The sequence below is a fragment of the Thiofilum sp. genome, from assembly GCF_016711335.1.
GTDB lineage: Bacteria > Pseudomonadota > Gammaproteobacteria > Thiotrichales > Thiotrichaceae > Thiofilum.
Genome location: NZ_JADJTF010000001.1, coordinates 2,696,384 through 2,709,108 on the forward strand (window position 1 = coordinate 2,696,384; position 12,725 = coordinate 2,709,108).

Consider the following 12,725-nt stretch of genomic DNA (forward strand, 5'->3'; position numbering starts at 1 on the left):
GCTACAGCAGCATACTAATTCACTTTAAATCACCACAGTACTTGCTTTTTAATTTATTATAATAAATAGTACAGTTTTGACTGGCTTCAATTACACTCAATCAGAAATTACGTCGAGGTATAGGTTATGACTCCATTTCAATGGGATGATCCGTTTCATTTTGAGCAACAGCTAAGCGATGAAGAGCGTCAAATTCGTGATGCAGTGCATGCCTATTGCCAAGAAAAACTGCAACCGCGCGTTTTAAGTGCTACACGCGAAGAACGCTTTGACCGCGATATTATGAATGAAATGGGCGAACTGGGTATGTTGGGTTCGACCGTAGCAGAGCAATACGGTGGTGCGGGTTTAAATCATGTCTCCTATGGTCTGATCGCGCGTGAAGTCGAGCGTGTTGATTCTGGCTATCGCTCAGCGATGAGCGTGCAGTCATCACTGGTGATGTATCCGATTGAAGCTTACGGCTCAGAAGTACAAAAGCAAAAATATTTACCGCGCTTAGCCACCGGTGAGCTAGTCGGGTGTTTTGGTTTGACTGAGCCTAATCATGGTTCTGATCCCGGCTCGATGGTCACTTACGCCCGCAAAGTCGACGGTGGTTATGTCCTCAATGGGCAAAAAATGTGGATTACTAACAGCCCTATTGCCGATCTAGCAGTGGTCTGGGCGAAGTCAGATGCACACGAAGGCAAAATCAAAGGCTTTATTATTGAGCGTGGCATGCAAGGTTTTAGTACGCCTAAAATTCACGGCAAAATGTCGCTACGCGCTTCGATTACAGGCGAGATTGTCCTAGATGAAGTATTTGTGCCTGAAGATAATCTACTCCCTAAAGCCAGTGGTCTTGCAGGGCCTTTTGGTTGCTTAAATAAAGCACGTTTTGGTATTGCATGGGGTGTGCTCGGTGCAGCGGAGTTTTGTTGGCATGCAGCGCGGCAATATACGCTCGACCGTAAACAATTTGGTCGCCCGCTAGCCGCTACGCAATTAGTACAGACTAAACTGGCTAATATGCAAACCGAAATTACCCTAGGTTTACAAGCTGTGTTGCAAGTCGGACGCTTGATGGATCAAGGCAATTGGGCGCCTGAAATGATTTCTCTGATTAAGCGCAATAACTGCGGTAAGTCATTGGATATTGCTCGCATAGCACGCGATATGCACGGCGGAAATGGTATTGCTGACGAGTATGGTGTGATTCGTCATATGGTCAATCTAGAGACGGTGAATACTTATGAAGGTACTTATGATATTCACGGTTTGATACTAGGACGTGCTCAGACAGGGATTCAGGCGTTTTTCTAACATTTTTAGGAGTATTCCCATGCCTGCTCAACCCTTAACAGGTATTCGTGTGTTAGATCTCTCGCGCATTTTGGCGGGACCTTGGTGTAGCCAGCAATTAGCTGATCTAGGCGCTGAGGTGATTAAAATCGAACGTCCGAATGAAGGTGATGATACACGGCGTTGGGGACCCCCTTGGTTAGCGGGCACAACTGAGGCGGCTTATTATCTAAGTGCTAATCGCGGTAAACAATCAGTCACGATTGATATGGCAACCTTAGAAGGGCAAGAGCTGCTGCATGAATTGGTTAAGCATTGCGACGTAGTGCTAGAGAATTTTAAGGTGGGTGGATTAAAGAAATATCACCTTGATTATGCAAGCCTAAAAGCACTTAAACCCGATCTCATTTATTGCTCGATTACAGGTTTTGGTCAAGATGGTCCCTATGCACAACGCGCGGGCTATGACTTTATGATTCAAGGCATGGGTGGCTTGATGAGCTTGACGGGTAAACCCGATGCTGAAGGGGGCGAGCCGGTCAAAGTAGGGGTTGCCTTCGTAGATATTTTCACAGGGCTATATGCTGCGAATGCTATCATGGCGGCATTATTTCAGCGTGAACGTACCAGACAGGGCACTTATATTGATTTAGCACTCCTTGATGTTCAGGTGGGAGTACTGGCGAATCAAGCGCTTAACTACCTCACTTCTGGTAATGTGCCTAAACGTTTGGGGAATGCGCACCCGAATATTGTTCCTTATCAAGCCTTTGCGACACAAGACGGGCATATTATTTTAGCAGTAGGGAATGACGCGCAATTTAAACGCTTTTGCGAGGTGGCGGGGCAACCAGAATTAGGCACAGATGCGCGTTTTGCCACGAATGCCTTAAGGGTAGAAAATCGTCTAATACTGATTCCTATCATCCAGCAACTGATGGCGCAGCACACGACTGATCAATGGTTACAACTATTGGAAACAGTGGGTGTGCCTTGTGGCCCGATTAATACCCTTGACCGTGTGTTTGCTGATCCTCAAGTGCAGCATCGTGGTTTAGAGGTACATTATGCTCATCCTTTAGTTGACGAGGTGAAATTGGTCAGTAATCCGATTCGCTTTGATGGCGAGGCTTTAAATGCGCCTAATCCTCCACCTTTATTAGGTGAGCATACGACCGAGGTATTAGAGCGCTTATTAAAGCTTGATCATGAGCAATTAACAGCACTAAAAGCTAAACAGGTGATTTAGCAGTGGGGTAAATGCAAATAAAGTTGTTTTATCCTATTGCTTCCCCCTCCAACAATGGTACATTTTTTAGCCTGAAATAAAGAGTGCCAAATAAGTACTTGAGCCAAAGTAATCGTGCATTTCCTCCGCAGACGCTGTTAATACATCCCTGTACGCTTCAAGGCGGCATCCTTGCCGCCAAGACTGCTCCAAAAACGCACGATTACTTTTAGCTAGATACTTAGTGGCAACTCAGGTTTTTTTAAACAGAGTGGGATAGTAATCAATTGAAAAATATTCTAGTAGCGTCACTAACTCTATTATTAAGTGCTAGTGTTTTTATGAGCGCTTGTTCAGAAAAAAACGCTTCTTCTACCGAAACTAAAGAGAACCAACCTACAGCGAGTGCACCGATGAGTGGATTGACTAAAATAGATGCAAAAGTGGGAAGCGGCGCTGAAGCGCTGACAGGTAAAGTAGTAGCCGTCCATTATACGGGGTGGTTATACGACGAGAAGGCGGCGGATAAGAAAGGCGCTAAATTTGATAGCTCACTGGATCGAGGTGCACCGTTTGAGTTTCCATTAGGCGGTGGGCGTGTGATCAAAGGGTGGGACGAGGGTGTGGTAGGGATGAAAGTAGGGGGACAACGTACTTTAATTATTGCCCCCGAATATGGTTACGGTGCTCGTGGTGCAGGTGGCGTGATTCCACCCAATGCAACTTTACTCTTTGATGTTGAGTTATTAGACGTGAAGTAAAGCACTTATGGGTGTTTTTGAGATGTGCATTGCCTAAGCGCAATGCATTTAAATCATAATAGTGTGTTGATTATTAATAGTATTTAAGCAGCGTGTGAGTTCGGCTTCCAATAAAGGCACATTGTGCACGCGCACATAGGCTTGAGCGAATGAAGTAATACGCTTGATCAAAAATTCCGGCTGCGCATCCCACGCTGCTACACAGGCAAATAAATCTTGATCTTTAACACTAAAGTGACAAATTAAGCGATTGAGATCGAGGTCTTGATTGATATGACACCATAATTCTTGATGGTGGTGATGAATAATAATGGCTTGAGGAGAGTTAACAGTTAACACAATACAGCTCATGCGTAGTTAAGAATAAAGTTTAGTGGTTAAACCAGCTTGTTCACTCTCTCTTGCAGTGGGGCGCTAGTATAATGGGATTAGCTCATTTAATGTATCGAAGATTTACCTAATTATAAAACTCTGCTGCAATCAATCTGCTATCAGCATCATAGGTCTCTCATGTCCACAGTATTTTTGGCAATTATGCCTATTTTTATCCTGCTCCTTTTAGGCTATATAGCACTTAAAACCGATTTTATCCAAGCGAGTACATGGATTCAGATCGAAAAAGCGACCTACTTTGCCTTATTTCCGTGTTTACTGATTCATCAACTCGCTAATGCTCAAATCAATTGGTCGAGTGCAGGCTATCTGATTGGGTTTGCAGTGTTGATTCCCGCATTAGGTTCAGTACTTGCCTTTATTGCCCAGCGTTTTTTGCAGCATGAAGGAGCAAGTTTTACCTCGGATTATCAGGGGTCGATTCGGTTTAATACTTATATTGGTCTAGCCCTGATTCTCGCCTTATTGCCTAAAGCAGCGACCCCCTTAGCTGCGATTGTAATTGCGATTATGATTCCGTGGATTAATGTGCTGTGTATTCTAGTGTTTGCCCGCTATGCCAAAGGTGTGCCGAATACTAAAGCTATTTTGAAACAAATGGCACATAATCCCTTGATTTTAGGCAGCATCCTAGGCTTAGTATTGAATCTCATGGCTCTACCCTTACCGAGTATTGTCAATGAGGTATTAAAGCGTTTGGGTGATATGACCTTACCTTTGGGGCTATTAACGGTAGGGGCGGGCTTAAAATGGCGCTCATTACATGACTATATGAGCAGTTTAGTGAGCAGCAGTTTGATTAAGTTAATCTTATTACCGCTGCTGATTTTAGGCTTAGGGCTAATGTTAAATTTGGATACTCTAACCTTATCGGTGGTGGTTATTTTGGCGGCGTTGCCTACGGCTTCTAGTGCCTATATTTTAGCGCGACAGCTAGGAGGTAATGCCGATTTAATGGCGGCCATTATTACCTTGCAGACCCTAGCGGCGCTATTAACTTTGCCTCTAGTGTTGTGGTTGTTGGCTGGTGTGACTCATTGATTTAGCGCGTTTTTGTGAGTGCAGTAAGGCTAAACCCGCTAGTGTAATCAATAAGCTACCGATTAGTACGCGCTGCGAAGGCATTTCATGCCAAATGATAAAGCTCAATACAGCGCCCCACACTAATTGGCTATATTGCATACTACTCACCATAATCGGCGAGCCGCGATGAAAGGCGGTAATGACTAAAGCGGTGGCTAAGGCATAGCACGCTCCACCCCCGATACTGATGCCTAAATCGGTTAAGGGCATAGGTTTAAAACTCCACATCATCACCACGCCAGTCACGAGCGTTACCAAACCTAAACCGTAAAAAGCAAACGCTTGCGGGGTTTCTTGTTCACGGTGGCGGCGAATTAATAAAAAGCCCACTGATTCAATCACAGCACTCAGGAGTGCCGCGACTAAGGCCCAATGAAAATGCCCAAATTGGGGAGAGAGCATTAGATACACACCACTAAACCCAATAAACGTCACCGCTAAGGCGAGGGGGCGTAAGGGTTCATACCTAAATAGCAGGGCGAAAAGCGCAGTGAATAAAGGCATGGTGAGAATTAGAGTATAAGCTTCAGCTAGTGGTACTTGCCCATAACTATAAAAAGCCAATAAATCAACTACTAAGACAATACTGGCGCGTAGCAAATGAATCTGAGGCTGCTTGGTTTTCAGTAACTCAAAGCGTGGATAAATCCAGATCAATAGCCCTAGCAAAGCAAAAAAGCAGTTAAAAAAAGTGACCTGCATCAATGGATATGATTGCAATAGCCACTTAATACTCAAATCCATCAGGGTAAAACTAAAAAAGCCCGCTAGGGCGAATAAGATTGCTTGCATAACACAGTACTCAAGGTGGTGATTTTCAATAACCTTAAGTGTGCGGCATGGCTTAAAATAAATAAAACGTAACTTTTTTAAATTAAAATGCAAAATTTTTGAATTATTATGCCTATACCTGCTCATTTACTAACCCATTTGCCCTATTTTGCGGCGGTTGCACGCTTGAATAGCTTTACTTTAGCGGCGGAGTCTTTGCATGTGTCACCCTCGGCAATGAGTTACCAAATTCGTCAATTAGAAGAAAAACTCAAAGTCAGTTTAGTGTTACGTCAGTCGGGCAGTAAGTTAAATTTAACCTCGGCAGGTTGGCAATTAGCACAGGCTTATCAACAGTTTGAGTCAGGGTTAGAGCAAACTTTGGCGCAATTACAACCGAGCCATTTAAGCGGTGTAGTTAAAGTCACTGCGCCCGTTGATTTTGCCAGTCGAGTTTTGCCCTATGTGTTAGCAGAGTTGAAAGTGCTAGCCCCGCGCTTGGTGGTGCAGCTAGAGGCTAGCGACACCTTGCGTGATGTGATTCAAGGCGGTTTTGATCTCGCTATCCGCTCAGAGCCAAGTGATGAACGCTTACAGCATGAGGTGCTGCTACAGGTACATAAGTCGGTGGTAACGAGTCCGGCATATATTCACAGTTATGGATTACCGGAAAAATTATCTGAGCTAAGTACGCATACTTTATTAGTGCGAGGTGTAGGGCAATATACGAGCTGGAAACAGTTATTAGCTTTGGAAAATCTAGTGTGGTCGGATGCTTTTAATACTTTGATTTTAGGTAATTCATTTGCCTTGGAGGAGGGTGCAAAGGCTGGATTAGGGTTGGCATTATTAGCTGATTTTGTGGTAGTGGATGCGTTAGAACGAGGGGAATTATTGCGGGTTATGCCACAATTAACACAGTCCTTGAGTACCACTTTTTATGTGAGTTTTGTCCCGACTCCGCAGGCTAGGGTGTATGTGGAGATATTGCAGCAGGCATTGAAAAAGGTGGTGGAAAAACGGTTTGCTGGGGCTTTGGTTGGGGGCATAGATATTGTTAAAATGTAGGATGTCACTGCTGGTAGTGTATGGTTAAAAAATTGTATATTTTGCTTACTTCTAAGAGATCGTTCTAGACTATATAAATTTTAGCAAAAGATTACAGTTAGTGAGTTATGAAGCTCTAAATAATTACTTACAGCGGTAAATATCAATAGGAAATAGGAAATAGGAAATAGGATTAAATGATGGACAATAAAGAAAAAGTAAAATTGCTTAAAAAACTTATAGAGGATGCTTCATCTATTACAGTAGAAAATAGTGATGATACAAATTTTAAAATATGGAGAAATTTAGTAGAAAGAACATTTATTAAAATATTTTCAAAGGATTCTACAGAGTATGAGCATTTCTCTAGTTTAAAATTTTATTATTCAGGAATGACAGTATATACTTTGGACGGGTATGGCCATGACTATGATGATGACCACCTTCGGATATTCAGAGAGGATCTAAAGATACTCTTATCTTCCATTAATAGTTATATTAAAGAATTTTCAGAGTCAACTGATAGTTTAGTAAAGAGTGCTCTGGAAAAAGAGGGAGCAATTTCTAAAGTATTTATAAGCCATTCCTCAAAAGATGTAGAGCTTGTTGAGGAAATAGTAGAGATTCTTGAGTCTATCGGTTTAGACTCAAAGCAAATATTCTGTACATCTTTTGAGGGTTATGGAATTAGTTTAGGTGAAAATTTTTTAAATGAAATAAAAAATGAACTATCATCAAACTCCATGGTAATTTTTGTATTGACTGAAAACTTTTTTCATAGTCCGATTTGCTTATGTGAGATGGGAGCTACTTGGGTTTTAGCAAAACAGCATATTCCCATTGTCGTACCTCCCTTAGACTATAAGGATATAAAAGGAGTTATTCCGTTATCTCAAGGATTTAAAATAAATGAGCCTTTAAAGCTAAATTTATTTAAAGAAAAAATTGAGCAAGTATTTGCTATTATAGAAAAGCTACCCACTTCTACATGGGAAAGAAAAAGAGATAGAATAATAAAGCGTATCGAGCTATCTATAGCAAAATCTCCGAATAAAGTTTAATTATTAAATTAAGTACGGCTTTTTAATTTGTGAAGACCTAAGTTCTATGTTCTTTTTTAGGATGGAAATAAGCCCTGAAATATGTTTACTCATTACCCTAATCATGATTTGCTAATATCAAGTGAGCTGAACCATACAGATCAAAACCAGCCATAGGAACAAAAGCATGTTAGCACCGCAAATTAACCACATCAGTGTTAAAGATTACCTAGCAGGTGAGCGCTTAAGTACACAAAAGTATGAATATGTAGCGGGTCAAGTCTATGCAATGGCAGGAGCAAGCCTCAGCCATAATCGTATTACTCGTAATCTTTCTGCCTTATTGTGGAGTGCTTTACGTGGGCAACCGTGTGAGCCGCTCACTAGCGATATGCTAGTCAAAACAGCCCATGATCGCTTTCGTTATCCAGACCTCATGGTCACCTGTAATGATGACCCTTCTACCGACAAATATGTACGCGAAACCCCCGTATTAATCGTAGAAGTAATCTCAGAAAGCACGCGGCGTACTGATAAAACCGACAAACGTTTAGAATATTTTGCTCTCCCTAGTGTGCTTGAATATATGTTAATAGAGCAGGATATTGCCGAGGTCACAGTCTATCGCCGTAGCGCAAGTTGGCAGCCCTTTTACTACTACTTGGGGCAAGAAATACTGTTAGAGTCTATTGGTGGTGTTGCTGTGCGAGTAGAAGACATTTATGAGCGGGTTGAAAATAGCGCTATGCTCCAATGGCTAGCTACTCTAGATCTAGAGGCATCTAAAACAGTTTAAATTCCTACCTGAATTGTGCCAAAAAGCACTCATCACTAGAGAGCTTGGTAAGGCATTATGTGTTTTAAGTGCAAAACGCTAGTCATAATCAGCAGCAGGCGCATTCGCTACTTTATCTAATACCTTCAAAGCATGTTCTCTAGAGCCACGTAGAGCACGCTCTTGCAGATAAGCTTCAGTACGTAAAGCCGCAATCTTCTCGGCGATAGCGTTAATAATAAATTGATTAATAGAGGCATCACCTTTGAGTTGCATGATTTCGTCTTTGTAATAATCAGGTATTCTAAGTGCAAAATTCATGGTATTCCCCTTTGATATAACTGCCATAAGTCCTTGGGTGCGACAGGTTGAATATTGAAATTATCCTTGACCTTTCTAAAATCTCGTAAGTTATGAGTGACGATAAATAAGACCATAATTGATGCAGAATTGCGCCAAAAAGCACTCATCTCCTACCATTAGTTACACCTTAATTGAGGTTAATCTGGTATACTAGGCGGCTTCTCTTAACAGCGATTAGAAATACAATATGGCCGATTTTGCCAAGGAAGTCCTCCCTATTAATCTCGAAGACGAGATGCGTCAATCGTATCTCGATTATGCCATGAGTGTTATCGTCGGCCGCGCCTTGCCGGATGTACGCGATGGTCTCAAACCGGTTCACCGCCGTGTGCTCTTTGCCATGAGTGAACTGGGTAATGATTGGAATAAACCCTACAAAAAATCCGCCCGTGTGGTCGGGGATGTCATCGGTAAATACCACCCACACGGGGATACGGCGGTCTATGACACCATCGTGCGCATGGCTCAACCGTTTTCATTGCGTTATATGCTCGCTGATGGTCAGGGTAACTTTGGTTCGGTGGACGGTGATGCACCCGCCGCGATGCGTTATACCGAAGTGCGCATGTCCAAAATCGCCCACGAATTACTCGCCGATTTAGACAAAGAAACGGTTAATTTCGTCCCTAACTATGACGGTTCTGAATCCGAGCCAGTGGTATTTCCCACCCGTGTACCGAATCTATTAGTCAATGGTTCTTCGGGTATTGCGGTGGGGATGGCGACCAATATTCCACCTCATAATATGAATGAGGTGATTAATGCCTGTTTAGCCTTAGCGAATAATCCCGACTTAGATATTAGTGATTTAATGGAATATCTGCCCGGTCCTGATTTTCCTACCGCAGGAATTATTAATGGCGCACGCGGGATTCATGAGGCTTACCATACCGGACGTGGGCGTATTTATGTACGGGCGCGAGCTGAAATTGAGGTAAACGAAAAAACTGGACGCGAAACTATTATTGTCCACGAATTACCTTATCAGGTGAATAAAGCGCGTCTTTTGGAAAAAATCGCCGAATTAGTCAAAGATAAAAAGATTGAGGGTATTTCAGAACTACGCGACGAGTCCGATAAAGACGGTATGCGTATGGTGATTGAAATCAAACGCGGTGAAGCGGGTGATGTAGTTTTAAATAATTTGTATAAACAAACCCAAATGCAAAGTGTCTTTGGGATTAATATGGTGGCTCTAGTTAATGGTCAACCTAAGCTACTGAATCTTAAACAGATTATTGAGGCTTTCTTACGTCATCGCCGTGAAGTGGTCACGCGCCGCACCATTTATAATCTACGCAAAGCACGGGAACGCGCCCATATTTTAGAAGGCTTAGCCATTGCTATTGCCAATATTGATGAAATTATTACCCTGATTAAAACCTCAGCCAATCCAGCCGAAGCAAAAGCCGCGTTAATGGCAAAAGGTTGGGGCTTAGGCGTCGTGCAAACTATGCTGGATAAAGCCGCTGGAGTGGTTAAATCAGAGGCGATTAGCGCTGAATTAGGCTTAAGAGACGGGTTATATTGGCTGTCTGAAACACAAACTCAAGCCATTTTAGAGTTACGCCTGCATCGTTTGACGGGTCTAGAACAAGATAAAATCTTGTCTGAATACCAAGAGCTGATTCATAAAATTAACGATTTTCTGGAAATACTCAGTAATCCAGATCGTTTATTACAAGTCATTCGTGAAGAATTGCTCGAAATCCAAACCAATTATGGTGATAAGCGTCGTACTGAAATTCAAACGGTAGCGGAAGATTTAAGCCTTGAGGATTTAATTGCCGAAGAAGATGTAGTAGTAACACTTTCGCATGAAGGTTATGCCAAAGCGCAGCCAATTGATACCTATCGGGCGCAACGCCGAGGCGGGCGGGGTAAGACTGCTACAGCAATGAAGGAAGAGGATTTCATTGAAAAGCTATTTGTAGCGAGTACTCATGACACGATTTTGTGCTTCTCCAGTCGTGGGCGCATGTACTGGCTCAAGGTGTATCAATTGCCTGTCGGGAGTCGCACTTCGCGCGGTAAACCGATGGTGAATTTATTACCCTTGGAAGAGGGCGAGCGCATTCAAGCAGTATTGCCGATTCGTCATTATGCCGAGGATGCTTATGTATTCATGGCAACCACTAATGGTACGGTTAAGAAAACGCCACTGACTGATTTCTCGCGTCCGCGTGCGGCGGGTATTATTGCGGTAGATTTACGCGATGGTGACAAGCTGGTCGATGTGGCGCTCACGAATGGCAATAATGAGGTCATGCTATTTACCAATGCGGGTAAAGCAATTCGTTTCCCAGAAAGTGATGTACGTGCGATGGGGCGTCAAGCGGCAGGTGTCAGAGGTATTCGCTTAGATGAAGGTGGCGCGGTGAATGCGCTGATTATCTTAGGCGAAGGCGAGATTTTGACTGCCACTGAAAACGGCTATGGTAAGCGTACCCGTGTAGATGAATTCATGCCCCAAGCGCGTGGTGGTCAGGGGGTGATTGCCATTCAGACCTCTGAGCGCAATGGACAAGTGATTGGTGCGGTTCAAGTGAAACCCGACAGCGATATTATGCTCATTAGCGATGGTGGTACTTTAGTACGTACTCCCGTAAGTGGCATTGCTTTAGTAGGGCGGAATACTCAAGGCGTAACACTCATTCGTATGGGCGATGATGAAAAATTGGTGCAGTTAGCGCCGATTATGAGTGAGGACGATGATGCACTACCCGAAAGCAGTGGCGACACACCACGCCCTAGTGCTTTAGCTCAAACCGATGACATCGATCAGGACAATAATACGAATACAACCGAGGATGAAGCATCATGACCGAAGTTTATAATTTTAGTCCCGGCCCAGCGGTCATGCCGCGTGAGGTATTAGAACAAGCTCAAGCTGAAATGCTTGATTGGCGCGGCTCAGGTATCTCGGTGATGGAAATGAGTCACCGTGAATCGAATTTTATGTCGATTGCTAATCAAGCCGAAGCTGATTTACGCGAGCTTTTGAGTATTCCGAGTAACTATAAAGTATTGTTTTTGCAGGGTGGGGCGCATATGCAATTTGCTATGATCCCGCTCAATCTGCTGCGTGGCAAAAGCAGTATGGATTATTTGGATACGGGCGACTGGTCAGCTAAAGCCATTCAAGAAGCCAAACGTTTTGGTAATGTCAATGTGGTGGCGTCTACCAAAGACACAGGTTATACCACGATTCCAGAGCAAAGCACTTGGGCGTGCGATCCGAATGCCGCCTTTTTGCATTACACCAGTAATGAAACCATTCGCGGCGTACAGTTTAAAGCTATTCCCGATCTTGGTGATGTGCCTTTAGTGGCGGATATGTCATCCGATATTTTATCTAAGCCTATTGATGTGAGTCGGTTTGGGTTGATTTATGCCGGAGCACAGAAAAACATTGGTCCAGCGGGCATTACGGTCGTGATTGTGCGTGAGGATTTAATCGGTCACGCGACACCTAGTACTCCTTCGATGCTCGATTACCAAATCTATGCTGATAATGAGTCGATGTATAATACGCCGCCGACTTATGCATGGTATTTGTCTGGCTTAGTGTTCAAATGGCTCAAGCGTAAAGGTGGCTTAGCGGCGATGGCTGAGTTCAATGAGCTAAAGGCTAAAGTGCTTTATGACGTGATTAATGCGTCTAGCTTTTATATTTGTCCGGTCGATGAGCGCTATCGTTCCACTATGAATGTGCCGTTTACTTTAGCCAATCCAGAGTTGGACAAAGTGTTCCTAACGGAGGCGGCTAATGAGGGCTTAATGTCCTTAAAAGGGCATCGCTCAGTGGGTGGAATGCGGGCTAGCATTTATAACGCCATGTCGATTGAGGGCGTGATAGCTTTAGCTCAATTTATGCGTGAGTTTGAGCGCCAGCATGGTTAGTTAGTACCGCTTATCCGTAGTCAGGCATTTCTTCCGCAGTCGCTGTAAATACATCCCTGTACGCTACAAGTTGGCAT

General features: G+C 43.4%; 12 protein-coding genes. 9 read left to right on the forward strand and 3 right to left on the reverse strand.

Annotated features, from left to right (window positions below):
* Nucleotides 1-126: 126 nt before the first annotated feature.
* The 3 genes from IPL34_RS12930 to IPL34_RS12940 all read left to right on the forward strand — a co-directional run bounded on the left by IPL34_RS12930 (nt 127) and on the right by IPL34_RS12940 (nt 3,273).
* Nucleotides 127-1,305: an acyl-CoA dehydrogenase gene (locus tag IPL34_RS12930; protein ID WP_296841861.1), complete on the forward strand. Its 1,179-nt coding sequence runs from the start codon at nt 127-129 to the stop codon at nt 1,303-1,305.
* Nucleotides 1,306-1,324: 19 nt separating this feature from the next.
* The gene (locus IPL34_RS12935) at nt 1,325-2,533 is read left to right on the forward strand and encodes a CaiB/BaiF CoA-transferase family protein (protein ID WP_296841862.1); all 1,209 of its coding nucleotides are present in this window, start codon (nt 1,325-1,327) and stop codon (nt 2,531-2,533) included.
* A gap of 392 nt (nt 2,534-2,925) precedes the next feature.
* Nucleotides 2,926-3,273, forward strand: coding sequence for an FKBP-type peptidyl-prolyl cis-trans isomerase (locus IPL34_RS12940; protein WP_366931100.1), 348 nt, complete (start codon nt 2,926-2,928; stop codon nt 3,271-3,273).
* Nucleotides 3,274-3,321: 48 nt separating this feature from the next.
* Here the strand turns inward: IPL34_RS12940 and IPL34_RS12945 are convergent, their stop codons facing one another.
* Nucleotides 3,322-3,612: a hypothetical protein gene (locus tag IPL34_RS12945; RefSeq protein ID WP_296841864.1), complete on the reverse strand. Its 291-nt coding sequence runs from the start codon at nt 3,610-3,612 to the stop codon at nt 3,322-3,324.
* 171 nt (nt 3,613-3,783) lie between these two features.
* Between IPL34_RS12945 and IPL34_RS12950 the strand changes: the two genes are divergently transcribed.
* Nucleotides 3,784-4,707, forward strand: coding sequence for an AEC family transporter (locus IPL34_RS12950; RefSeq protein WP_296841865.1), 924 nt, complete (start codon nt 3,784-3,786; stop codon nt 4,705-4,707).
* On the opposite strand, the gene IPL34_RS12955 is transcribed toward IPL34_RS12950, so the two are convergent.
* A complete protein-coding gene (locus tag IPL34_RS12955) occupies nt 4,672-5,541 on the reverse strand; it encodes a DMT family transporter (RefSeq protein ID WP_296841866.1) in 870 nt (289 codons plus the stop codon). The genes IPL34_RS12950 and IPL34_RS12955 overlap by 36 nt on opposite strands.
* A gap of 108 nt (nt 5,542-5,649) precedes the next feature.
* Between IPL34_RS12955 and IPL34_RS12960 the strand changes: the two genes are divergently transcribed.
* The 3 genes from IPL34_RS12960 to IPL34_RS12970 all read left to right on the forward strand — a co-directional run bounded on the left by IPL34_RS12960 (nt 5,650) and on the right by IPL34_RS12970 (nt 8,403).
* Nucleotides 5,650-6,588 (forward strand): LysR family transcriptional regulator, encoded by a 939-nt coding sequence (locus IPL34_RS12960; protein ID WP_296841867.1) that lies wholly within the window; start codon nt 5,650-5,652, stop codon nt 6,586-6,588.
* A 176-nt stretch (nt 6,589-6,764) separates the two neighbouring features.
* Nucleotides 6,765-7,628, forward strand: a complete 864-nt coding sequence (locus IPL34_RS12965; RefSeq protein ID WP_296841868.1) for a toll/interleukin-1 receptor domain-containing protein — start codon at nt 6,765-6,767, stop codon at nt 7,626-7,628.
* Nucleotides 7,629-7,794: 166 nt separating this feature from the next.
* Nucleotides 7,795-8,403 carry a Uma2 family endonuclease gene (locus IPL34_RS12970; protein WP_296841869.1) on the forward strand — a complete coding sequence of 203 codons (609 nt, stop codon included), beginning with the start codon at nt 7,795-7,797 and terminating at the stop codon, nt 8,401-8,403.
* A gap of 78 nt (nt 8,404-8,481) precedes the next feature.
* On the opposite strand, the gene IPL34_RS12975 is transcribed toward IPL34_RS12970, so the two are convergent.
* Nucleotides 8,482-8,703 (reverse strand): CopG family transcriptional regulator, encoded by a 222-nt coding sequence (locus IPL34_RS12975; RefSeq protein WP_296841870.1) that lies wholly within the window; start codon nt 8,701-8,703, stop codon nt 8,482-8,484.
* Nucleotides 8,704-8,932: 229 nt separating this feature from the next.
* Between IPL34_RS12975 and gyrA the strand changes: the two genes are divergently transcribed.
* Together gyrA and serC are read left to right on the forward strand one after the other, a co-directional pair.
* Nucleotides 8,933-11,569 (forward strand): DNA gyrase subunit A, encoded by a 2,637-nt coding sequence (gyrA, locus tag IPL34_RS12980; RefSeq protein ID WP_296841871.1) that lies wholly within the window; start codon nt 8,933-8,935, stop codon nt 11,567-11,569.
* On the forward strand, nt 11,566-12,648 hold the full coding sequence (gene serC / locus IPL34_RS12985) for a 3-phosphoserine/phosphohydroxythreonine transaminase (RefSeq protein ID WP_296841872.1): 1,083 nt from the start codon (nt 11,566-11,568) through the stop codon (nt 12,646-12,648). Before gyrA ends, serC begins: the two co-directional genes overlap by 4 nt.
* Nucleotides 12,649-12,725 lie beyond the last annotated feature (77 nt).

What these genes read in the sequence shown, in the direction of transcription:
- IPL34_RS12955 (WP_296841866.1), bottom strand. Translation starts at nt 5,541, where the DNA reads ATGCAAGCAATCTTATTCGCCCTAGCGGGCTTTTTTAGTTTTACCCTG.
- gyrA (WP_296841871.1), top strand. Translation starts at nt 8,933, where the DNA reads ATGGCCGATTTTGCCAAGGAAGTCCTCCCTATTAATCTCGAAGACGAG.
- IPL34_RS12975 (WP_296841870.1), bottom strand. Translation starts at nt 8,703, where the DNA reads ATGAATTTTGCACTTAGAATACCTGATTATTACAAAGACGAAATCATG.
- IPL34_RS12970 (WP_296841869.1), top strand. Translation starts at nt 7,795, where the DNA reads ATGTTAGCACCGCAAATTAACCACATCAGTGTTAAAGATTACCTAGCA.
- IPL34_RS12935 (WP_296841862.1), top strand. Translation starts at nt 1,325, where the DNA reads ATGCCTGCTCAACCCTTAACAGGTATTCGTGTGTTAGATCTCTCGCGC.
- IPL34_RS12930 (WP_296841861.1), top strand. Translation starts at nt 127, where the DNA reads ATGACTCCATTTCAATGGGATGATCCGTTTCATTTTGAGCAACAGCTA.
- IPL34_RS12940 (WP_366931100.1), top strand. Translation starts at nt 2,926, where the DNA reads ATGAGTGGATTGACTAAAATAGATGCAAAAGTGGGAAGCGGCGCTGAA.
- IPL34_RS12965 (WP_296841868.1), top strand. Translation starts at nt 6,765, where the DNA reads ATGATGGACAATAAAGAAAAAGTAAAATTGCTTAAAAAACTTATAGAG.
- IPL34_RS12950 (WP_296841865.1), top strand. Translation starts at nt 3,784, where the DNA reads ATGTCCACAGTATTTTTGGCAATTATGCCTATTTTTATCCTGCTCCTT.
- serC (WP_296841872.1), top strand. Translation starts at nt 11,566, where the DNA reads ATGACCGAAGTTTATAATTTTAGTCCCGGCCCAGCGGTCATGCCGCGT.
- IPL34_RS12960 (WP_296841867.1), top strand. Translation starts at nt 5,650, where the DNA reads ATGCCTATACCTGCTCATTTACTAACCCATTTGCCCTATTTTGCGGCG.